This is a genomic window from Thiomonas sp. DCM-2, assembly GCF_056820905.1.
This window is the reverse complement of the sequence record NZ_CM165962.1, coordinates 610973-632834: the sequence shown is the minus strand read 5'-3', so window position 1 is coordinate 632834 and position 21862 is coordinate 610973. Positions and strand designations below refer to the sequence as shown.

The following is a 21862-nucleotide window of genomic DNA, read 5'->3' as shown; positions in this document are numbered from 1 at the left end:
ATCAGAGGGCAAGGCCAAGCTTGGTCAGGCGGCTGCGGAACTGCTGGCGCGCTTCATCGAGCGCACTCCGCCCACCCTGCGCAAGCGCCATTTCGGCGACTGGCAACAACGCCGTGGCTGCAAGCTCCTCCCAATGGCGCAACCAATGCGTGAGCAGCGCCTTGTTGTCTTCTGATTCCCCCGCCATGGTCTTGACCACCGCATCAACCCAACGGCTGCTTTCGTCGAACCAGTCCGACATGAATGCAGTGAGCATGGACACTGCACTGCCCCCCTTCAGGGCCACGTAGTCATCGACAAATGTGCTGTAGATCAGCGGGTAGAGCAAGCCGTCGAGCGCGACATTCTGCGCAACGAAGAGCTCGACCGGATCTTGCAACACCAGCGTGTCCTCGACATACCTGCGCAGCGATTGCCAAGTCGGATCGGTCAACCATGCCACCTTAGCCAGGTCCAGACGCTCGGGTCCTTCCACCGTCAGTGCCAGTCGCGTGAGGTACTGGGCTATGCCCAGGTTGTCCATGGCATGGAACATCGCTGGAGCGGTGAAAACCGTGCCGTAACCGGTCGCGCAAATCTGCGAGTTGTTCATATTTGCGCCCCAGGCGACATGACGCAGAGGCGTCAGAACATCCAGGGCGAGTTTGCTCACATCCTCGGGGATCATGTCGATCATGCCGCGGGACTCGGCAAACTCGAAATTCGACTCCATGGCGTCCTGTTGCCGCGCACGTGTCATGGTCCATGACGCGTAATAAAACTGGCGCGGATCCTTGAGCGCATACCAATTGCTCATGCGGATCGCAGTACGCGAGGCGTCGAACAATTCATGGTCGGGGCCCCAGGTTGGGCGGTAATGGAAGTTGGCTTCCGGTTGCGCTCCGAAAGTCGCTTCCTGGTAACGAGAGGCTGTCTTTCCCTCTCCGATGTATTTGGCGACGTTGGCAAATGTCGACCGCTGCGGCTTGATGTCGACGGTTTTTAGGTCGATGGTCATTGATGATCTCCTCTTGGCTTTTTGTGGACGGTGTCGGGGGACTTGGCGCCTTGCAGACCGGCGTCGATCAGTGCCGCTGCAGGCGGTGGTCGGGATCGGAGACAACGGCACTCTGCGCTGCACAGAACTCGTCGAATGCATCAGGACGCAGCATCAACTCAACACAAAGTTCCGGAGAGCCCATCGCAAACTCGAATTCGACGAAACCCTGGGGATTGATGCCCGTGACGCGCACCCATTTCATCGAGGGATCAAACTGGTCCGGCATGTGCGCCATTGCCTCGGCATGCGACTTTTGCATTTCGGCTCCTATGCTCTGCTTGTCTGGTTCCATCAATGCACCATCCATGCCAACGATGGCTCTTCCATCAAAAATCCCGAGATTTTTGGGGTAAACACCTAAGCCAGCCAGCCCACCAAACAAGAAGGGAGGGACAACTCTCTTAAAAATTGAGCGAAAAAGGCCGCTCAAAGGCGTCGCCAAACGCTTTGCTTGATGAAATGAGTCAGAAGCCGCAAACCATTTTCATCATTTGATGAAAAACATCCTTGTGTAGGTCGTGCGCATCCTCGTTGCGGTGCGCAATGCCACCTGCTTCGCAGAGAGACGTTGGAGGGTGTTACACGGCCTACCCATACCCATGACCATGTAGTCCCGGCATCAGTTGAAGATCGACGTGCGGCTCAACGCAGCGGACTTTGATCCGGTGGCAGACTTTGCAACGTGACAAGTGTGGTGCTAATGTGGTCTTCGAGCGCAAGTGCGGCCCGTGCGTCGGCACGCCGCAGCGCAGCCTCGAAGATTTCCGTATGCTCGCGATGCACATCGCGCTGACTTTGTGGCATGCCAATGCAGAGCCTGCGGTAACGCTCCCCATGTTGCGACAAGATCCGCAGGATCAGGTGCGTCCATGGAGAGGCAGCGGCCGAGATCAAAGCGTCGTGGAACTGGCGGTTGCACAGTTCCCAATCCGAGCGCCGCGCAAGCGATACGGGCTGCTCATAAGAACTCAGCCGCTCGAAACTACTGCGTACGCGCATTTCCCATTCCTTACCTCCCCTGCGTACCGATTGGCGCAGGGTGTCGACCTCGATGTGAATGCGCAACTGGGTGATGTCGGCCAAATCGGCTAACGACATCGGAGTGACTCGGAAGCCCCGCTGCCCCTCGGCGATCACCAGCGCATCACTCACGAGGCGGTTCAATGCCTCGCGCAACGTACCGGCACCCACGCCGTAATCGTCCTTCAGGTGCTCGACGCGTAATTTCGCTCCAGGAGGGTAGACCCCTTCGATAATGTGCTGTCGCAGGCTCCGATAAGCCTGCTCTGCCAGGGTTTTGGCACGTGGGTTTGAAGAATCGCAGGAATCGAGGCCTTCGATAAGTTGCGGGTCATGCTGCGAAGAAACAAGGGCTGCTGGTGCAACGTCTCCAATGAGACCGAGCAGAGGGTGAGGCAGCGTAATGTCGTCTGGGCCGTTCATGTCGAGCTCTTTTCTCGAAGCGGTTTGCGCAGCAGACGATAGCTAAGCTGCGCACGTGTAATTCCCAATAGCCGAGCCGCAGCTGACAAATTCCCCTTGGCTCGATCCACTGCCTCTTGCAGAAGACCCTGCTCAAGTTCCTCTAGGCCGCCTCCACACGATTGCAACTGATCGATCAGAGAGTGACAGTCCAGCGCGATTGTTGGCTCCAGTGCGAGGTTGCCCTTGGCATTGATGCTGCGTCCAGTCGGTTGCCCAATACCTGGAAACAGATCCTGGGCATCCACCAGACCGTTCGGCTTGGCAAGAATGACAGCCCGCTCGACCAGATTTTCAAGTTCGCGCACATTGCCAGGCCAGTCGTAGTCGCGCAGCGCCTCATAGGCATGGTCCGACAATGTGGGCACAGGCTTCTGATGCTTCGCAGCAAAGCGAACCAACATGTCGCGGATCAGCGCTTCGATGTCATCCCTTCGTTCACGCAAGGGAGGGATGAGCACGGGGTACACATTGATGCGGTAGTACAAGTCGGCCCTGAACCGCCCCTCCTTGACCTCTTGTTGCAGATCGCGATTGGTAGCAACGACCAGACGCACATCGACCTTACGAGTCTGTGTCGAACCAAGCCGCTCTATTTCCCCCTCCTGAAGGACGCGCAACAGTTTGGCTTGCGCTGCCAGGGGCAGTTCGCCTATTTCGTCGAGAAACAGCGTTCCACCATCTGCACGCTCAAACCGGCCAGCGCGTTGAGCAGATGCCCCGGTGTAAGCCCCCTTTTCGGCACCAAATAGTTCAGACTCGATCAGATCATGCGGAATCGCCGCGCAGTTGATGGCAACGAAGGATTTTTCGGCTCGGGGACTGAGAGCATGCAACTCGCGCGCGAATCGCTCTTTTCCCACCCCCGTTTCGCCGGTCAGCAAAACGGTGACTTGCGTCGGGGCTGCGTTTTGCAACAGGGTATAGGAGTTCTTGAACGCAATCGACTGACCAATGAGGCGGGATTTATTCGCCTCCACGTCCACTTCCGATCGTAGATTCTCCACTTGCGTCTGCAAGTCCATGATGGTGCGGAGCATCGAATCTTCGCGAAAATAGGACGATAACTCCTCGGCATCGGGCCACTCCTCTTGTGGTCTGCCGACAATGTGACAGTGCGAGTCACCGCAGCCGACGCAACTGGTTTCCTTGTAAATGATTGGCAACCCCATGAAAGTGCTGGTGTAGCCCGAGGCGTAGCCCACGAGCATCCAGCACACCGGGCTTCCCTGCAAACCGAAATCTCGCCGGTGGACTTCGGCCTCCCACGAGTGATCCCAGCGGAATTCCCCATGGAAATGCCCGGTATGCGGATCTGCATCGAAGTGCAGTGGCGTGACCTGTACGGCGCCTTCGAGCATGTGAAGTTGAGGTCCAACTGCAAACATGTCGAACAATGTTGCTTCAGCACGCAGCTGCTTGGCCAGGGCTGCATCACTTTCGCCTGCAGCAAATCCAACGCGTGTGAAGTAGCGACGTGTCTGCTCTGGCCCGACGCTCTGCATGAGTTCACCTCTGAGTGCAGCTAGTGCAGAGGCATGAACCAGGATCATCCGTTGACCTGCAAGCCAAATTCTCCCGTCTCCGGCAGAGAAGTGGATCAACCGCCGTAAGTCGGCGTCACTGGGCAGAGGCGGAATCGCGGTTCGTGTCATGTCTCATCTGTCGTGGTCTGTAGCCCTGGTGATTGGCTGACTCTTCGCGGACGTCTTTTGATCAATTCATCAATCCAACTTGAGCGAGGTTGCGGATTTGATCAAAGTTGACGCCCTCAAGGCTGTCTCGGATCCATCTTCGCTCCATCGGCCAGTAGTTTCCGATAGATCATCTGCCCGTTCAGGCGAGTCGCAACCCAGTGCTTACCCTAATTTCTCGATATTTTTGAGCCAACACGACCATCTTGGTATGGATCATGCGTCTGTCAGATTCGCGCAAGCTGGACGAAATGTCGGCACCCGACTCAAAGGACGCCAGTCCGACCCGGAGCCTGACATGTTCGCCCATTTTGTGGCGGCCGAATTTTCGGCCTTGAGGTTCAATCGACAGAGCGCGCAAAGATGCCGCTCTCGCTAACTGGAGACATTGACCATGGCACTACTTGAGCGAATGGACTGGTACGACATCGCCCGCACGACGAACTGGACCCCAACCTATGTTGAGGAATCTGAGCTCTTTCCCCCGGAACTGTCGGGTGATATGGGTATCCCCATGGCCGACTGGGAGTCCTATGACGAGCCGTACAAGCAGACCTATCCAGAGTACGTCAAGATCCAGCGAGAAAAAGACGCTGGCGCCTACTCTGTCAAGGCTGCGCTCGAGCGCAGCAAAATGTTCGAAAACGCAGACCCAGGCTGGTTGAGCGTCATCAAAGCGCACTACGGTGCGATCGCACGCGCAGAGTATGCAGCCGCGTCGGCCGAGGCTCGAATGGCCAGGTTTGCTAAAGCCCCAGGACACCGCAATATGGCAACGCTCGGGATGATGGACGAAATCCGACACGGGCAGATACAACTTTATTTTCCCCACGAATACGTCTCCAAAGACCGGCAATTCGATTGGGCGTTCAAGGCCTACGACACAAACGAGTGGGGCGCAATCGCAGCACGGCACATGTTCGACAACATGATGAATGCACGCGATGCAGTGGGGATTGGCCTGATGCTCACGTTTGCATTCGAGACTGGATTCACCAATATGCAGTTCCTTGGTCTCGCAGCAGACGCAGCCGAAGCGGGCGACTGGACATTTTCAAGCTTGATCTCGAGTATCCAGACCGACGAGTCACGCCATGCGCAGATCGGTGGTCCACTCATCCCGATCTTGATTGCGCATGGCAAAAAAGCCGAAGCCCAACGAATGATCGATATGGCATTCTGGCGTTCGTGGAAGCTGTTTTCTGTCCTTACTGGACCAATGATGGATTACTACACACCACTCGAGCATCGCAAGCAGTCGTTCAAGGAATTCATGCAAGAGTGGATCGTCGGGCAATTTGAACGCGCCATTCTTGATCTCGGGCTTGAGCGGCCCTGGTATTGGGAGCAATTCCTCGAGGAACTCGACTATCAACATCATGGTATGCATCTTGGTGTGTGGTACTGGCGCCCCACGGTATGGTGGAACCCCGCTGCCGGCGTGACCCCGGAGGATCGGGAGTGGCTCGAGAAGAAATATCCGGGCTGGAACGACACATGGGGAAAAAACTGGGATGTGATTATCGACAACTTGGTTGCCAACAAACCTGAATTGACGCTACCTGAAACCTTGCCGGTAGTTTGCAACATGTGCCAACTTCCGATCAATGCCACCCCGGGCGAAGTGTGGAAGGTACGCGACCATGCCCTCGAACATAAGGGCCGTTGGTACCACTTCTGCTCTGAGGGCTGCAAGTGGTGTTTCGAGCAGGAGCCAGAACGCTACGAGGGGCACTTGTCCCTGATTGACCGCTTCCTCGCCGGAATGATTCAACCGATGGATCTTGGTGGAGGTCTTAAATATATGGGTCTTGCGCCCGGCGAGATCGGAGACGATGCACACGGCTACGCCTGGGTGGAAGCCTACCGAAAGCTTGCCACAACCAAGCAGGCCGCTTGAATACATCCCCCGCTTAATGATCACAAGTCGCCCTTCGTGAGGGCGACGAAACAACCCAAGGAGATATTGATGGCCCTATTTCCACTAACGTCCAACTTTCAGGGCGATTTTGTTTTGCAGCTGCTCCCGGTCGATACGGAATTCACCATGGATCAGGTGGCCGCCGCGGCTGCACATCACTCAGTCGGCCGCAGAGTAGCAGCCCGACCGGGGGCGATCATGCGCGTACGCCCCCAAGGGGCGCAGGCACCATTGCCACGAACCATGAAGGTTGCTGATTCAGGTTTGCTGCCAATGCAATGCATTGAAGTTGTTTGGGAATCATCGAAAGCTTGAGCCCGGAGAGTCACGATATGGCATTCCAAAAGGTTTGCAACCTAGACGATGTCTGGGAAGGAGAGATGGAGTCGTTTGAAATCGACGGGCAAGAGGTTCTGCTCGTCTGCGCAGAAGGTGGGGAGATCAATGCATTTCAGGGCATCTGTCCTCATCAGGATATTCCGCTGGTTGAGGGCAAATTCGACGGCAAAACACTGATTTGTCGTGCCCATCAATGGGTGTTTGATGCTTGCACTGGTGTTGGCCTCAACCCTGGCGACTGCCAGCTCGCAAAATATCCTATCAAGATCGAGGGGGAAGATGTTTACGTTGATACAGCCAATGTTACGCCATTATTCGCCCATACTTGAATCGAGAAAGAAAGTCGATGAACACCACATTAACTTACCAAGAGAATAACCTCGTTGGCCCTGTGATGCGACAAGGTGATTTGGCCAAAGCTGTTGCAGAGGCCGCAGAGATTGACAACCCTGACAAATCTATCGCTGTTGACGACAAAGTAGCCTACCTGCGCATTCAAACTGACGGCGAAATGATTATCCGTCGCCAGACGATCGAAGACGCACTAGGACGACCGTTCCAGATGCGGCAATTGGAAATCGATTTGTCGTCCTTCGCCGGAAAGATCGATATGAATGCCGATCGAGTGCGGTTTTATTTCAACAAACACCTCTGAAATTCTAGTCAACTGAACCACAAGAAAAAATCGCACTATGCATACTAACCATCATGCAACCTGCGATTTTCCCATCTAAATAATTTAGGAGACATCATGAACGAAACTGAAGTCCTTAAACCACTGAAAACATGGAGCCATCTGGCGGGCCGGCGCCGCAAACCGAGTGAATATGAAATCGTTTCAGTCGGACTGCACTACAACGATCGTGACGAAAATGCGCCATTCGAGCTTGATCCAAATATGTTCATGGCCCGTTGGTATAAAGATCACCGCAATGGTGTCGCAATCAAGCATGCAGACTGGAATGAATTTCGCGACCCTGATGAACTGGTCTACCGTACATACAACATGCTCCAGGATGGGCAGGAGACTTATGTCGTTGGTCTTTTCGATCAATTCAATGAGCGAGAGCACGACAAGGCACTGGAACCCACTTGGGCGGGTTCTTTGGCACGACTCTACACCCCTAGCAGATATCTTTTCCACACGGTACAAATGGCATCTGCTTATTTGATGCAGATGGCGCCTGCTAGCACGATTACAAACTGTGCCGCGTTTCAGGCCGCAGATACGTTTCGTTGGTTGAGCCACAGCGCGTACCGTGCAAAGGAACTCTCTTTGACCTTTCCAGCGAAAGGCTTTGCCAAAGACGAGCGCAGGTATTGGGAAACGGATGCTGCGTGGCAAGGCTATCGAGAACTCATGGAAAAGGTTCTGGTGGCGTGGGACTGGGATGAGTCTTTTGTTGCGCTCAATCTCGTTGCAAAACCGGCGATCGAAGAGGCTGTGCTTCGCAAGCTTGGCGAAGCGGGACGACATAACGGCGATACTTTGCTCGGAATGTTGACCGATGCGCAGTTGCTTGACGCGCAACGGCACCGCCGGTGGGCCAGCGCGCTGGTCAAGATGATGATGGACGTTCCCGGCAATGCGGAAACGATCGGAGGCCTCCTTATGAAATGGATTCCGCTCGCCGACAAGGCGGTCGATGTCTATTGCTCCGCATTGAGCGAAGTGCCCGGAGCTGCAGCGGAGGCAAAAGAAGCGGTGCGGAATTTCCACCGTTCGCTTGGACTTTGAGGGTGTATAGTCCGGCGACATTCGATAACAGGTCGCCTACACACGCGCTGTAATTCGACCTGTTTTTATGGCCGTTTTCTCTGTATGAAAACAGCCGCACGGGTATATAGATGAAGGTCGGGTCAATTCGACTGGGGATGAGAATTCCGAAAATTACCTCATTACTTTGTTTTACGATTTCAAGCAATTGGCAGCCGGCTCGAGGATCCGATTATGGACCACACACTTCAGATCGAAGGATTCGATCGACCTATTCCCATCACACCAGCAGACACCGTACTGCGCGCTGCGCTGCGTGCTGGAGCCGGCTTTCCATATGAATGCAACTCGGGTGGATGCGGTAGCTGCAAATTCGAGATCGTGTCAGGCAGCGTCGATAACGTTTGGCCTGAAGCGCCAGGTTTGACGGATCGCGACCGACGAAAGAACAAGTTGCTTGCCTGCCAATGCGTTCCTGCCACCGACTTGACAATCAAAGTCAGACTCGATCCCGAATGCATACCTAAGATTCGGCCAGAGAGATTTCAAGCGCGACTCGTCGGCGTCATGAACATCACTCACGACATTCGGGAATTTCGCTTCGCGACAGACGAGCCAGCGCGATTTCTGCCAGGCCAGTACGCCAGTCTGCGTATCGATGGCGTTGGCGCTCCCCGTTGCTATTCGATGTCCAACCTTCCAAATCCAGCAGGAGAGTGGCATTTCCAGATTCGACGTGTGCATCATGGTCGCGCCAGCTCGGTATTGTTCGATCAGCTTCAGCTCGGTGGTCAAGTCGAAATTGATGGCCCATTCGGCCAAGCCTATCTTCGCGAGGAAAGCTCTAAAGATATTGTCTGCGTTGCCGGTGGATCAGGCTTGGCACCTATGGTGTCGATTGCACGTGGTGCCGCCGCAGCAGACATGTTGCAGCGGCGCAAACTTCATTTCTTCTACGGTGGACGCACCCCGAACGATTTGTGTGGTGACGATTTTCTACGTGCGCTGGATACTCAAGGTGCCAGAGTGTTTTACCACCCGGTCGTCTCGGATGCTTATAGCGTTGAACAACATGCGTGGTCTGGCGATGTCGGATTCGTCCATGAATGGATCCCCCGCAAACTCGGAGACGACCTTGGCAATTTTGAGTTTTATTTTGCCGGCCCACCTCCAATGACGCAAGCAATCCAAGAAATGCTGATGGTGACGCACCGCGTGCCTTTCAATCAGATTCATTTTGATCGGTTTTTCTGACCGTACTGAACTCAAACAACACAAGGGGACAATCCATGAAAGCAGCAGTGTATTTCGGCCCACAAGAAATTCGGGCAACCGAGATCCCCGATCCAGTAATCCGGGAAGACCATGAGATGCTGGTTCAGGTCGATGCCACTTCGATTTGCGGTTCAGATCTTCACCTCTATCGTGGTGCGCTTGATGCGATCATGGACAAGGGCAAATCACAGACCGGGCATGAACTGATTGGAACAGTCACCGATGTTGGTAAGCGGGTAGGCCGATTCAAGAAAGGGGATCGCGTCAGTATGGCTTACTCCTGCTCATGCGGCCATTGCTACATGTGTCAGGTTGGACAGACTGCGCACTGCGAAACTACCCATAAAGCAGTCTATGGCTTCGGCACGGCGTTTGGCAACCTCAACGGCACGCACGCCGAGGCGATGGTGATTCCTCACGCCGATGCGCACACCTTGCACGTTCCAAAACAGATCACGGATGCCGCCGCACTGACTTTATCGTGCAACCTCCCCTCGGCTGTCATAGCCAACCAACTAGCCGACATCCAGCCTGGAGAGGCCGTCGCACTGGTCGGATGTGGCCCTACCGGGTTGATGACCCTGGACATCGCTTTGCAGCGCGCTCCAGGGCGCATGGTGGCTTTCGACCGCGTTGCTCATCGTCTCAAGGCTGCGGAGAGTCGGGGGGCGGTGGCTATCGACACAGCCAAGTCCAACTGGAAAGATTTGGCTTTGGCGGAAACTGCTGGCCGCGGATTCGACAAAATCATTGAGGTTGTCGGTTACCCCGAAACCCTCCAAATGTGTCTGGATCTTGTTCGCCCCGGTGGAACTATTGCAGCCATTGGCGTCTTTACCGATGCGACGTTCAATTTAAATCTTGTGGATGTCTTTTTGCGCGACATCACTTTGCATATGAACGGCTTTGCCAATGTACAGCCGTTTATGTGGGAGGCATTACGTTTGATCGAGCGTGGAATCCTCGATCCCACGCAATATTTCACACACAATTTTTCACTCTCGGATGTCGATCAAGCATTTTCAACTTTTCATCAGAAAGCAGATGGCGCGATGAAGGTGTTGATTCGCCCATGATTTTTTGTATTGTTCAGCGAGGCATTGAATAATCTTTTTCAAAAACACAAGGAGACAACATGAAAATTAGATATAACCATTTATTTCGCATCACTCTGACAACATTAGCGGCCGCCGCCCTAACCGTATCCGCTGACGTTGCACATGCCACTGACGTTTTCAACCTGGAAGGATTTGGACCAATCTCCCGTGCCATGGGCGGCACCGGTGCTGCTTATGACATCGGCGCAGCCGCCATGATGGAGAATCCTGCAACCCTAGTTTTGATGGCTCCAGGAAAGCATTTGGATGTTGGTTTGGATTTTATTGACCCGACGATCAAAGCGCGCAATACTGCGACCGGCGAAACCGCCACATCGGGCAATCATGGCAACAACAATGGTCCCTATTACGCCCCCGAGTTGGGCTTTGTTTATCGTCAAGATGCTTTGGCGCTCGGCGTTGGTGCCTATGCTCAAGGTGGTCTTGGCACGCAGTTTGGCAGTAGCAGCTTTCTCTCGCGCACGGCAACAAACGGTGTTAACACGGGACTTGATCAGTTTTCCCGTTTACTCGTCCTAAGAATTCCATTCGCTTTAGCCTACAAGGTCAATGATCAGCTGAGCGTGGGCGCGTCTGTCGACGCAGTTTGGACATCACTTAACTTGGGCGCTTTGCTCGATGCGTCGCAGATCGGCTCACTCGCGGCCCAGGGTCGGGCCAGGGGGAGCCTGATCCCTGTTCTGCTGAGCGTGCCGGGATTGTCAGGTGGTTACTTGAATTTCACCAACCATGGCATCGTCGGTGGAGGTGCGGAAGGTTGGGGGGTTGGCGGCAAGGTCGGGATGACCTACCAAGTCACGCCGCAGACACGCCTTGGTGTTGCTTACAACTTCAAGACGGCCGTCAGGGATTTGACTGGCAACGCGTCCTTGTCCGCAGTGAGTTCAGTTGCTGGCAACATCCCATTGACGGGAGCGATTGCCGTTCAAAACTTCCAGATGCCCGCGCAGTTCACTTTAGGGCTGGAACATCGCATCAATTCTGAGTGGACAGTGGCGGCAGATTTTCAACGTGTGTTCTGGGCCGGTGTGATGAAGAATCTCAACCTAGCCTTCACCCAGTCCGGCACTGGAGGCGCATTAAATCTCTCGATTCCGCAAAATTATCGCGACATCAATGTATTTGCCCTAGGGGCACAGTATCGTTACAACGACAAGTGGACGCTGCGTGGTGGTTTCCAATATGCCCAAGAAGCAATTCCATCAAACACTATGCTTGCTGTCGTTCCAGCTATTCCAACGACGCACCTGACCGGCGGTTTTTCATACGCCATGACCAAATCTGATGTGATTAATTTCGGACTGTCTGTTGCTCTCCAAAAGTCATTAACGAATAATAGTCAACCGAATACTTCGGTACCTCTTGAGGTGACACACTCACAAATCAATGCAGTCGTCAATTACCAAAAGATCTTCTGATGATGTATCCGTTATGGGATCGATCCAAAATCTCCTGATGACACTACCTAAGCAGTCCGCATCTGCAAAACTCTCATAATTCCACTTGAATCTTAGGGTTTTGGCAATTCCAGCGTGCCGTCTAGGCGGGAATGTGAATAAATTAAGTACGACAATTCACGGACCCAGGTAGCTGCTGTTTCCCATCTCGGCTAGATCGCCCGCAAGCGAAGCCAGCGTTTCGGGCGAGACAGAAATGTGCGCTGGGTAATTGGGGTGGTCGCAACCGAGCTTGACCGCAGCGCCGACCCGGATGGCCTCGCGCATGGTCGGCGTGAACTCGAAGCGCAGGAAATGCACGGCGCTGGTTTTGTCCGGGGTTTCGCGGTCGAGGTCTTCATCGGCAATGGCATAGACGCGACCGTGACCCTCGACCTCGACGAACATCCGGTCTTCGATGCCGATCAGCCGCGCCAGCTCGCGCCGGCGCTCGTTGACGTCTGGGTATTCGATCATCAACGTCGCCTTCCAGTTGCTGCCATCCGGCACCAGCGGGGCGTAGGCGTCGATCTCCTGCCGGATCTCGTCTTCTTCGAAGATTTTCTCGATGCGCAGCATTTCCTGAATCTGGTAGCGCATCGACAGCTCGCTCTCGAACTGCACCGTCAGGTGCTCTCCCAGGTGCACGGTGCGCAGCCTGCGGTGCGCCATGACCTCGGCCTTGTGCGCCTTGCGCCATTTGCTGTAGGCCTCGAGCGTCATTAGGCTGTCGGGGGTGATTTTGCCAGTCAGTTGCATGGGGGTTCCTTTCACATCAGCCGCGCAGCCAGCAGTCAATCCAGACCGTAGGCCTCGCGCACCAGGGTGAGCGGGTGCTTGAGCGCAGGCGAGCCGAGCTGGTTGACCTCGAACCCCTGCGCGATGTGGTGGCCGCCGAGCGGGCAGTCGGAGCTGATCGCATCGGGGGCGCTGCCGTCTTTCATCGTCGCCATCGCCTTGAACACCGGTTTGCCGATTTTCATCGCCATCTGGTGCGTGGCCTTTTTCACGCCGAAGGTGCCGGCGTGTCCGGAGCAGCGCTCGACCGTGTTGACCTCGGTGCCCGGGATCATTTTGAGCATTTCCTCGGTCTTGCGGCCGATCTTCTGCACCCGGCCGTGGCAGGGAATGTGGTAACTCACCTTACCCAGGGGCCGCGCGAAATCGGTTTTGAGCAAGCCGTCGCGCTTGCGCGCGACCAGGTATTCGAACGGGTCCCACATGTGCTCCTCAACCAGCTGCACATCGGCGTCGTCGGGGTACATCAGCGGGATTTCCTGCTTGAACATCAGCGTGCAGCTCGGCACCGCAGCGACGATGGCGTAGCCCTCGCGCGCATACCGCGCCAGCACCGGGATGTTGGCGCGCTTGGCGACATCGACCGATTCGAGGTCACCGAGTTCGAGCTTGGGCATACCGCAGCAGCGCTCTTTCTCGACGATGACGTAGGGAATGTCGCTGTGGTCGAGGATTTTGAGCAAATCGAGCCCGATTCCCGGCTCGTTGTAGTTGATGTAGCAGGTGGAAAAAATCGCCACCTTTCCCGGCGTTTTTTCCCCATCGACCACTTTGCTCGCCTTGGCCTTGGGCGCGGCCCAGCGAAAGCGCTTGGCCGCCAGATCGGGCAGCCAGGCATCCTTGTCCACGCCCGCGACCGCCTCCATCGCGCTGCGCGCGGCCTTGGTGTGCGTCACCGCATTGGCCACCTGCACCACGATGGGGATGCCCGCGAACTGCCCGTGCACATCGGTGGATGCGAGGAATTTCTCTGCGGTGCCGACCTCGCCCTTTCTGAACTTGATCGCCTTGGCGCGCAGCATGGTGTGCGGAAAGTCGACGTTCCAAGGGTGCGGCGGCGTGTACGGACACTTGGTCATGTAGCACAGGTCGCAGATGTAGCACTGGTCGATGACCTTCCAGTAATCCTTTTTTTCGACCCCGTCGACCTCCATCGTCTCGCTCGCATCGACCAGGTCGAACAACGTTGGGAAGGCGCCGCACAGGTTCACGCAGCGCCGGCAGCCGTGGCAGATGTCGAAGATGCGCTCGAGTTCGACGAAGCATTTGTCTTCGTCGTAGAAGTCAGGGTTTTTCCAGTCCAACGGATGACGCGTAGGGGCCTCAAGATTTCCTTCAGCGGCCATAGGGCTGCTCTCCTCGTTTGTTGTTGGCATGACACATTACGCGACGCGTCGGATGCGGCGCATTGGGCGCCACGGAGATGCGGCACCCAACGCGCAGAACCCAGGAAATCAGTCCACGAGTTCGTTGAGCGCCTTGGTGTAGCGGTTGGCGTGCGAACGCTCGGCCTTGGCCAGGGTTTCGAACCAATCAGCGATTTCGTCGAAACCTTCCTCTCGCGCGGTCTTGGCCATACCGGGGTACATATCGGTGTATTCGTGGGTTTCACCGGCGACGGCCGAGGCCAGGTTCTGCCGGGTGTCGCCGATTGGCATGCCTGTGGCGGGATCGCCCGACTGCTCGAGGAATTCGAGGTGGCCGTGCGCGTGGCCGGTTTCGCCTTCGGCTGTGGAGCGGAACAGCGCCGCAATGTCGTTCTGGCCTTCGACATCGGCCTTGTTGGCGAAGTAGAGGTACCGCCGGTTGGCCATCGATTCACCGGCAAAAGCGTCTTTGAGGCACTTCTCCGTGCGCGAGCCTTTGAGTGCTGCCATGGGATTCTCCTTGAAGGTGGTGGACATCGCATCGTGTCACGTGCGGACGTTGCCGCCGGACTTTTCAACGATAGTCGGTGGGTGCAACAGGCGTCCAATTGACTGGGGCAATCCTTTTCATTGAGCGCGCCTATCACGCCAAATGGCCGGAGGACGCACGGCCCGAAGCACGTGGAAGCCCGAGCGGACTCAGGTTGGCGCGGGAGTTCAAAGCGCGCGGACGTCCGCATGCCCGGGTGCGGGTTTGGGAGATTCCCGCGGGGGTCTGAAGTCTGCGATCATTGGAAGAGGTCATCGGGTAATGTCCCAGGGAGTGGTGTAAGTCTTTGAGAGCAAGGCAAGGCGCGGAGGGCGTAGCCCGAAGCGGCTTGCCTTGCTTCGGTCGTCCCTGGTGTTGGGGTGGCCATCGTGAAGTCCGGATAAGGTTGAGGTGCGACCCACCAATCCTTGTCTGAAAGAAATCACGATGACCAACGCAACTATCGCACTCAACGAGCTCGCTGAGAAGGGAGCCGACATCGACGTGCTGCGCCAGATGGTGCAGTTCATGGCTCAGCGCCTCATGGAGATCGACGTCGAGGGGCGCTGCGGCGCGCCGACGAGAAGTCGGCCGAGCGAATCAACAGCCGCAACGGCTACCGTGAACGCACCTGGGACACGCGTGCCGGCAGCGTCGAACTCAAGATCCCCAAGCTGCGCCAAGGCAGCTACTTCCCCGAATTCCTGGAGCCGCGTCGCACGGCCGAGAAGGCGCTTACCGCCGTGATCCAGGAGGCCTACGTGCAAGGCATCTCGACCCGGTCGGTCGACGAGTTGGTCAAGGCGCTGGGCATGAGCGGCGTGTCCAAGAGTCAGGTCAGCCGGCTGTGTGGCGAGCTCGACGAGCGCGTCGGCGCCTTCCTGAATCGCCCCATTGAAGGCGACTGGCCGTATCTCTGGATCGACGCGACCTACGTCAAGACGCGGGAGGCCGGCCGCATTGTCAGCGTGGCCGTGATAATCGCTGTCGGCGTCAACACCGACGGGCAGCGCGAGGTCCTCGGTGTAAAGGTCGGGGCCAGCGAGGCGGAGCCGTTCTGGACCGAATTCCTGCGCAGCCTCAACCGCCGCGGCCTGCGCGGCGTCAAACTCGTCATCAGCGACAGCCACGAAGGCATCAAGGCCGCCGTCGCCAAGGTACTCAAAGCGACCTGGCAGCGCTGCCGCGTGCACTTCATGCGCAATGCCCTGGCGCACGCCGGCAAGACGCAGCGCCGCATGGTGTCGGCGGCGATCGGCACCGTGTTCGTACAGGACACCGCCGAGGCCGCTCAGGACCAATGGCGAACCGTGGCCGACCAACTGCGCGGCAAGTTCCCCAAGCTGGGCTCTTTGATGGACGACGCCGAGCACGATGTGCTGGCCTTCATGACCTTCCCGAAGGCGCACTGGACTCAGATCTACTCGACCAATCCGCTGGAACGGCTGAACGCCGAGATCAAGCGCCGCACCAACGTCGTCGGCATCTTCCCCAACGATGCCTCGATCACCAGGCTGGTTGGCGCCATGATGTTGGAGCAGAACGACGAGTGGTCTCTGAACCGCCGATACATGCAACTTGAAGGCCTCCAGTCGCTCTGCGATACTGCTCCCACTCGGTTGTCCGCCGTGGCACGCTGAGTAATGTGTGCCTCAGCCTATCCGGGCTGTGGACTTACACCACGCGCTGGGACGCGACCGGTCATCGGGCCCGATGACCCACCTGAGGGGAGCACAACATGACTGTGAATGAAGGGACCCTGGACCGCACGCTGCGCGTGATTGTGGGTCTTGTTCTGATTGGCCTGACGCTCACGCATGTGATTGGCGTCTGGGGCTGGATCGGCGTCGTGCCGCTGGTGGCCGGTGCTGTGGGCATCTGCCCGCTTTACAGCTTGCTCGGCATTCGCACCTGCCCGATGCGCAAGAACTGAGAGGGTGGGTATCCTGGCCCCGAAGCCAACCATGTTCACCTCCATCACGGTGTCGCGCCCTGAGGGCGGCGCCCAGCAGCTGATGCTGCTGTTTCACGGCGTTGGATCGGACGCAAAGGATATGGTGCCGCTCGGTGAGCAGTTGGCCGCAGCGTTTCCCGGGGCGTTTATCGTCAGCGTGCAGGCGCCGGAGCGCTTCGAATTTGGCCCTGGTTATCAGTGGTTTTCCGTGAACGGAGTGACCGAGGCCAACCGAGTCGAGCGGGTCGCACGCGCCTTGCCCGCCTTCGTGGCAGCCATCCGGCATTGGCAGCATGTTGCCCATGTCGGCATCGAGCGGACGACCCTGATCGGTTTCTCCCAGGGCGCCATTATGGCCCTGGAGTCGGCAGCCGCGGGACCCTGCGTCGCAGGACGTGTCGTGTCGATCGCCGGGCGCTTCGCACAATTGCCTGACACGGCACCCAAAGAGACTACGGTGCATTTGTTCCACGGGCAGCGCGATGCGGTCATTCCCACTGCGCTGACGGTGGACGCCGGCGCGCGACTGGCCGCCCTGGGCGCGAAGGTCACTGTCGACGTGGTGCCCGATCTCGGCCATGGAATCAACGCGACCTTGCTCACCTTGCTCATCGAGCGTCTTCAGAACCCCCTGTCCTGAGATGCGTGGTCAAGCGCGCAGTCGCGGGCGACGCATTAAATACACTTGCTGTCATGACAACAGACGATTCGTCGCCCCTCGGACGGCTTACCGGACCCATGAGGCGCGATATGCCGCGTGTGTTGATCGTCGGGGATGGTATCGCCGGTGCCTCACTTGCGTATGTGTTTGCGCGAGAACGACGACGCCGCTGCGTGCCGAGCCTTACCCGAACCGGGTTTCTGACGCCTGAAGCCACCTCCATGCCGCCGACTCATCCTTGTCTGTTTTTAAACCTAGCTCTTAAAGACAAGCCGCATAGCGCGCCGGCGGGTGATAGAAAGAGCCGCGAACATGATTGGGAGTCTGTTGCAGCTTCTGCATGAAGCCTCTGGGCTTTGGCCTCGAGGTCTTTGACCGTTATGGTCACCGAGCTCTGAGCGCAGAGGAGGTTTTGACATCGGCTTTGAGATATTCGTCTGGATTGGACTCCGGCCATAGAGTGGCAGGTACACCCGTTCATTGAGATTCTCCATGCCCACAAGCCACTGGCGCATGGCTTTGGCATGGCACACCCGCAGGTTGCCGGCCGTCGCTGTGGCCGAGTGCTGTGCACCCGGACACAGAGCGAACTCCTGGCAAAATCCAGCCGGGCTCAGGCAGGCCACCGGCGAGCAATACCCATCCACCCCACCGTAGGTGCAGATCACCCCGTCTTTGACGGTGCCCGATTTTTCCAACAGGAAAATGTCGTGCTACACAAGCCATCGCCGAGGAACTTACCCTTTGAGCAACACTTGGCGCTGCGGGTGCAGCAGCATCGAAATTTGAACTTGCGGTTGCGCGCACGCGCGCCTTGAACCTTGGGTGAGACTTCAGTTTTGAAGTTTCTCTCTTTGTTTGCGAGGCACACGCATGCTCGGATGAGGGCGAAAGAAGCCGCGACCTTCAAAATATCCGCTCTACGAAGTTCGGAACATCGCCCTTGGCGCTGGAGTCGCCCACGGAAGGCAGCGCCGTCGTCCTGGGTGTCGAGTTTCTCGCCTCTCCGGCGGGCCTCTTGCTTGAGGCCCTCAATGCACTGGGGGCGCGCATCGGCCCTCTTCTGCGTGCGGCGCGGGTCGTTGGCCCAGACGGAGTGCAGATCCTGCCAGCGGGTCTTGCCAATCTCCTCGTGCACCACCCCGGCGCAGCGCTGCTCATGAATTGAAATCGGTGCTGGGGAAAGCTGGGGACGCAACCGCTCCGCGCCAAGTCCGATGAATATCGACATGGACGCTCGCCGGGAACGGTCGATGGTGAAATCAACATGGACCCGAGCGCGACCCGGTGGCCGCCCCGTACGCGCCGATCAGACGCTCCGAAAGGGGGATGAACAGCTCCGCGTAGGCCGCGCGCTGTACCGCGATCCGCTGACCCGTTGGTCGAATGGACCTCCGCGCCCGCATGACCAGACCAGGGTGTCGAACCCCGGCAAAAAGGCCCCGCGAGCAGCCGGAATCGCCCTGAAATCCCCCGCGCAGGAGGGTGCGCAAGACCTGCACGCAGAGCCCGCCAAACAGGGGCTCTCAAAACCAGACACCCCCCCGGAGATAGCCTTAATTATTATTATAATGTGCAGACACCCCCCCAGAGTTACCGGTGCATTTTGGGCTCTGGAAGGCTTTGCCGGTTGACATGATACGGTTTGCAATGAGGGGTCTTGCCGTTTGAAATGAATCCCCGACCGCGGGCGCGCAGACCAGCGTCCCTGGGCCGTCCGCAGCGGCACAACACAGGGCGGTGTGTGACGGCGGGCGCCACTCCGAGTTGGGAGATGGTGGGAACCGGACCGCCGAGGGGGGCAGGCTCGTCAACATTTGGACGGCCGGTCCACGTCGCGCAAAACCGGCCTGTGCAGGGCGGGGCGAAGCGGGGAGAATGGCCGACATCCCGGGTGCGCGGGGAGTGCAAAACGGTGCGTCAGTCCCCCCGCAGACAGCGGGCTCCAAATTCGGACACCCCCCCGGGGTTAGCCTTAATTATTATTATAATGTCCGGACACCCCCCCGGGGTTACCAGTGCATTTGGGGGTTCCCGAAGGCTTCGCCGGTCGAAATGAAGCCGGTCGAAATGAGGGGTCTGGCCGGTCGAGATGAATGCCCGACGACTGGCGCGCGTCGGGTCGAATTTTGCTTCGCGCAGCGAACGCACGCCATCCATTCCGCGGCAGATCACACGCCACCGAAGCGCAAAATTCTCCCCTCCGCGCGCTGAACCCGCGCCCGAATTCCAATCCCATCCGGGTGCCCCGGTTGCTCACGCGCAACATCCGCGTAAGCGTTCAGCCAGCGGCGTGATTGCGCTCGAGCTATTGGGTGGGTAGATGCAGCAGCATCAGGCAGCAGTCTTCACGCGTCGGGCAGTGCGCCGCTGCACCGCCTTGGTGGTGTGCGATGGGCATACTGCTGCGACGCACTCGGTGAGGTTCACCGCTGCCAGAAGCATGAACTTGATCGCATCGGTTTTCACGTCCAGCAGGTCGTGATCCTGCAGGCGGCTGTAGACGAACGCCAGCAGGTTGGGCTCGGCGTGGGAGTCGATCTGCTGCTGCAGCGCCTGCGCCTGCTGCAGCGTGGTCAAGCCGTCGAGGAAGAGCATCTTCGCCACGAGGCGGTCGAGGCAGCGATCTTGCAGATCCTCGCAGACCATCGGCCATGCATGTCCGCTGATCTTCATCGCCTGGTACACCACGAAGAGGATGTTGAGGATAATCTCGACCTGCTCCAGCCTGGCGCCCAGGCGCGGCAGGACCAGCACACTGGCAAGCAGCGTGGGCTGGTGCGCATGGATCTCGTCGGCGAGCGCCTCGCGCGCGCGCAGATCCATGCGGTCGACGGTGAGGATCGCCTGGGCAACAATGCGCGTGGAGATCCGCTGCGTCATCGGGGCGCGGCCCTGTCCAGGTCCGAGCACAGCGGGTCCTGCCCGAAGTGCTGCGTCCACAGCCTGGGGGTGAGTTCGACCACCCGGGACTGGGGATGTCGGCCCACGCGCTGCAACACGTCGACCAGATAGGTGTACGGGTCGATACCCTGCAGCACGCAGGTGGCGATGAGGCTTTGCAGGATGCCCACATGGCGTGCGCCGACCTCGCTCCAGCAGAACAGCCAGTTGCGCCGCCCCATCGGGATCGGACGCAGCGCGCGCTCGATGTGGTTCGTGTCGATGGGCACCGCCGGGTCATCGATGAACACTGACAGCGCTGCCCGTCGCTCTCGCACGTAGGCCAGCGCTTTGGTCAACGGATTGCTCGGCAGCAGGCCCTGCTGCGCGAACTGCTGCTCGACCCAGGCGAAGAACGCCTGCACCCGCGCCCGGCTGTGGGTGGCGCGATGCGCCAGCTTGGCCGCACCCTCCCACCCGGCGGCGCGGATCTCGGCCTCGATACGGTACAGCGCGGTGATGTGCTGCAAGGCTTGCGTGGCCGCCCGCGGCTCGGCGTCTTGCGCCTCGAAGAACAGGCGCCGCGCGTGCGCCCAGCACTGCGCGTGGGTGACTCCGGTCTGCCTCGCATAGCGGGCATAGGCCGCGTAGCCATCGCTCAGCAGCACCGTGCCACTGGGCAACTGTCCAAGAACTTGGCTCACATGCTCATGGCGGCGCGAGGCGAAGTGGGGGAAGCACACCTCGTCGTGCTCGCCATACACCGGCCAGAAGTACGTGCCCTTCATCTTCCCCGGCCCGGCGCGGCCGGCCTTGATCGGGGTCTCGTCCATCGTGATCACATGCCCGCCCAGGATCGAGGCCAGCTGCGCATCCACGATGGGCTCGAGCAGCGCCGCAGTCTGCTGCATGAGCTGGGTCAACCAGGCCCGGCTGAGCTTGAAGCCGGCATCGGCCAGCCGCTGATGCTGGCGGTACAGCGGCAGGTGGTAGCGGAACTTGTCCACCGCCATGCCGGCGACGAAACTCACGTCGGCGCGGCTGCCCTCGAACACGCTGGCCGGCGCCGGCGCGCAGTGCAGGGTCGCGGTGTCGAGCCGCTTGATCACCGGGCGCACGTACTTGAGCGCCACATAGGCGCCCGGGCGCTGCGCCAGGCGGTAGCTGACCTTCTCGCCGATGACCTCGTACTCCTCGGCACGCAACCCCTGCGCCTGGGCGCACGGCAGGTGGATGACCTGCACCTCGACCCGCTCGGCGTCGAAGAACGCCGTCGCGTCCTGGTCGCCAGCACAATCTGTCGTGCGTGCGCGCCGCGTGTGCCCGGCCACTTGGCGTCCAGCCTCGGGGGCTTGTGGCGGGATCGGCAGATCACCCAGAATCTGGCCGAGATGAAGTTGCTGCGCATCGGCCACGCTCTGCAGCCGTTCGCTCTTGCTGCCGAAGATCTGTCGCCTGAACCACGCCAGTTGCCGCTGCTGCTCAACGATGGTCTGCGCTTGCGATTGCAGCAACCGCACGAGAGCCTCAACCGCCATGCCCGCCACGATCTGGGCGGTATAGGTCTGCACTTGAGCGGGGTCTGCACGCATGAAAGCATTGTGCCCATGGCAAAGCCCGAAGGGAATCGGGCTTTGCCACATTGCAAA

20 protein-coding genes and 1 pseudogene are annotated in these 21862 nt (G+C 58.3%); 11 read left to right on the top strand and 10 right to left on the bottom strand.

The window, feature by feature from the left end; genetic code table 11:
• Window position 1 precedes the first annotated feature (1 nt).
• The 4 genes from AC1ZQA_RS03180 to AC1ZQA_RS03165 form a co-directional block, all read right to left on the bottom strand.
• The gene (locus AC1ZQA_RS03180; protein ID WP_482678386.1) at window positions 2–997 is read right to left on the bottom strand and encodes an aromatic/alkene monooxygenase hydroxylase subunit beta; all 996 of its coding nucleotides are present in this window, start codon (window positions 995–997) and stop codon (window positions 2–4) included.
• Window positions 998–1064: 67 nt separating this feature from the next.
• Window positions 1065–1481: a phenol hydroxylase subunit gene (locus AC1ZQA_RS03175; protein WP_482678385.1), complete on the bottom strand. Its 417-nt coding sequence runs from the start codon at window positions 1479–1481 to the stop codon at window positions 1065–1067.
• Window positions 1482–1681: 200 nt separating this feature from the next.
• Window positions 1682–2482 (bottom strand): GntR family transcriptional regulator, encoded by an 801-nt coding sequence (locus AC1ZQA_RS03170; RefSeq protein ID WP_482678384.1) that lies wholly within the window; start codon window positions 2480–2482, stop codon window positions 1682–1684.
• On the bottom strand, window positions 2479–4176 hold the full coding sequence (locus AC1ZQA_RS03165; protein ID WP_482678383.1) for a sigma 54-interacting transcriptional regulator: 1698 nt from the start codon (window positions 4174–4176) through the stop codon (window positions 2479–2481). Before AC1ZQA_RS03165 ends, AC1ZQA_RS03170 begins: the two co-directional genes overlap by 4 nt.
• A 433-nt stretch (window positions 4177–4609) precedes the next feature.
• Between AC1ZQA_RS03165 and AC1ZQA_RS03160 the strand changes: the two genes are divergently transcribed.
• The 8 genes from AC1ZQA_RS03160 (at window position 4610) to AC1ZQA_RS03125 (ending at window position 12003) form a co-directional block, all read left to right on the top strand.
• Window positions 4610–6115 carry a YHS domain-containing protein gene (locus tag AC1ZQA_RS03160; RefSeq protein ID WP_482678382.1) on the top strand — a complete coding sequence of 502 codons (1506 nt, stop codon included), beginning with the start codon at window positions 4610–4612 and terminating at the stop codon, window positions 6113–6115.
• Between the two features lie 69 nt (window positions 6116–6184).
• Window positions 6185–6451: a toluene-4-monooxygenase system B family protein gene (locus AC1ZQA_RS03155; RefSeq protein WP_482678381.1), complete on the top strand. Its 267-nt coding sequence runs from the start codon at window positions 6185–6187 to the stop codon at window positions 6449–6451.
• Between the two features lie 17 nt (window positions 6452–6468).
• Window positions 6469–6804 (top strand): monooxygenase system ferredoxin subunit, encoded by a 336-nt coding sequence (locus AC1ZQA_RS03150; protein ID WP_482678380.1) that lies wholly within the window; start codon window positions 6469–6471, stop codon window positions 6802–6804.
• Between the two features lie 17 nt (window positions 6805–6821).
• Window positions 6822–7130 (top strand): MmoB/DmpM family protein, encoded by a 309-nt coding sequence (locus AC1ZQA_RS03145; RefSeq protein WP_482678379.1) that lies wholly within the window; start codon window positions 6822–6824, stop codon window positions 7128–7130.
• A 96-nt stretch (window positions 7131–7226) separates the two neighbouring features.
• Window positions 7227–8213, top strand: a complete 987-nt coding sequence (locus tag AC1ZQA_RS03140; RefSeq protein WP_482678378.1) for an aromatic/alkene monooxygenase hydroxylase subunit beta — start codon at window positions 7227–7229, stop codon at window positions 8211–8213.
• A 213-nt stretch (window positions 8214–8426) separates the two neighbouring features.
• Window positions 8427–9446: a 2Fe-2S iron-sulfur cluster-binding protein gene (locus AC1ZQA_RS03135; protein WP_482678377.1), complete on the top strand. Its 1020-nt coding sequence runs from the start codon at window positions 8427–8429 to the stop codon at window positions 9444–9446.
• A gap of 35 nt (window positions 9447–9481) precedes the next feature.
• Window positions 9482–10543 (top strand): alcohol dehydrogenase, encoded by a 1062-nt coding sequence (locus AC1ZQA_RS03130; protein WP_482678376.1) that lies wholly within the window; start codon window positions 9482–9484, stop codon window positions 10541–10543.
• A gap of 59 nt (window positions 10544–10602) precedes the next feature.
• On the top strand, window positions 10603–12003 hold the full coding sequence (locus AC1ZQA_RS03125; protein WP_482678375.1) for an OmpP1/FadL family transporter: 1401 nt from the start codon (window positions 10603–10605) through the stop codon (window positions 12001–12003).
• 156 nt (window positions 12004–12159) lie between these two features.
• Here AC1ZQA_RS03125 and AC1ZQA_RS03120 read toward each other — a convergent pair whose 3' ends face one another.
• From AC1ZQA_RS03120 to AC1ZQA_RS03110, 3 genes are all read right to left on the bottom strand, one after another.
• Window positions 12160–12780: a DUF3501 family protein gene (locus AC1ZQA_RS03120; protein WP_482678374.1), complete on the bottom strand. Its 621-nt coding sequence runs from the start codon at window positions 12778–12780 to the stop codon at window positions 12160–12162.
• Between the two features lie 35 nt (window positions 12781–12815).
• A complete protein-coding gene (locus tag AC1ZQA_RS03115) occupies window positions 12816–14165 on the bottom strand; it encodes a (Fe-S)-binding protein (protein ID WP_482678373.1) in 1350 nt (449 codons plus the stop codon).
• 108 nt (window positions 14166–14273) lie between these two features.
• Complete coding sequence (locus AC1ZQA_RS03110; protein WP_482678372.1) at window positions 14274–14696, bottom strand: rubrerythrin family protein; 423 nt, start codon at window positions 14694–14696, stop codon at window positions 14274–14276.
• 466 nt (window positions 14697–15162) lie between these two features.
• Here AC1ZQA_RS03110 and AC1ZQA_RS03105 point away from each other — a divergent pair.
• The 3 genes and pseudogenes from AC1ZQA_RS03105 to ypfH all read left to right on the top strand — a co-directional run bounded on the left by AC1ZQA_RS03105 (window position 15163) and on the right by ypfH (window position 17309).
• Window positions 15163–16355, top strand: a pseudogene (locus AC1ZQA_RS03105) (IS256 family transposase).
• Between the two features lie 98 nt (window positions 16356–16453).
• Window positions 16454–16648: a YgaP family membrane protein gene (locus tag AC1ZQA_RS03100; RefSeq protein WP_291521619.1), complete on the top strand. Its 195-nt coding sequence runs from the start codon at window positions 16454–16456 to the stop codon at window positions 16646–16648.
• A 31-nt stretch (window positions 16649–16679) separates the two neighbouring features.
• Entirely contained in the window at window positions 16680–17309 is a 630-nt protein-coding gene (ypfH, locus tag AC1ZQA_RS03095) for an esterase (RefSeq protein ID WP_482678371.1), read from the top strand.
• A gap of 685 nt (window positions 17310–17994) precedes the next feature.
• Here the strand turns inward: ypfH and AC1ZQA_RS03090 are convergent.
• The 3 genes from AC1ZQA_RS03090 to tnpC all read right to left on the bottom strand — a co-directional run bounded on the left by AC1ZQA_RS03090 (window position 17995) and on the right by tnpC (window position 21805).
• Window positions 17995–18561: a hypothetical protein gene (locus AC1ZQA_RS03090; protein ID WP_482678370.1), complete on the bottom strand. Its 567-nt coding sequence runs from the start codon at window positions 18559–18561 to the stop codon at window positions 17995–17997.
• 1103 nt (window positions 18562–19664) lie between these two features.
• Complete coding sequence (locus AC1ZQA_RS03085) at window positions 19665–20213, bottom strand: hypothetical protein (protein WP_482677032.1); 549 nt, start codon at window positions 20211–20213, stop codon at window positions 19665–19667.
• Window positions 20210–21805 carry an IS66 family transposase gene (gene tnpC / locus AC1ZQA_RS03080; RefSeq protein WP_482676861.1) on the bottom strand — a complete coding sequence of 532 codons (1596 nt, stop codon included), beginning with the start codon at window positions 21803–21805 and terminating at the stop codon, window positions 20210–20212. The genes AC1ZQA_RS03085 and tnpC overlap by 4 nt, the downstream gene beginning before the upstream one ends.
• Between the last annotated feature and the right edge of the window lie 57 nt (window positions 21806–21862).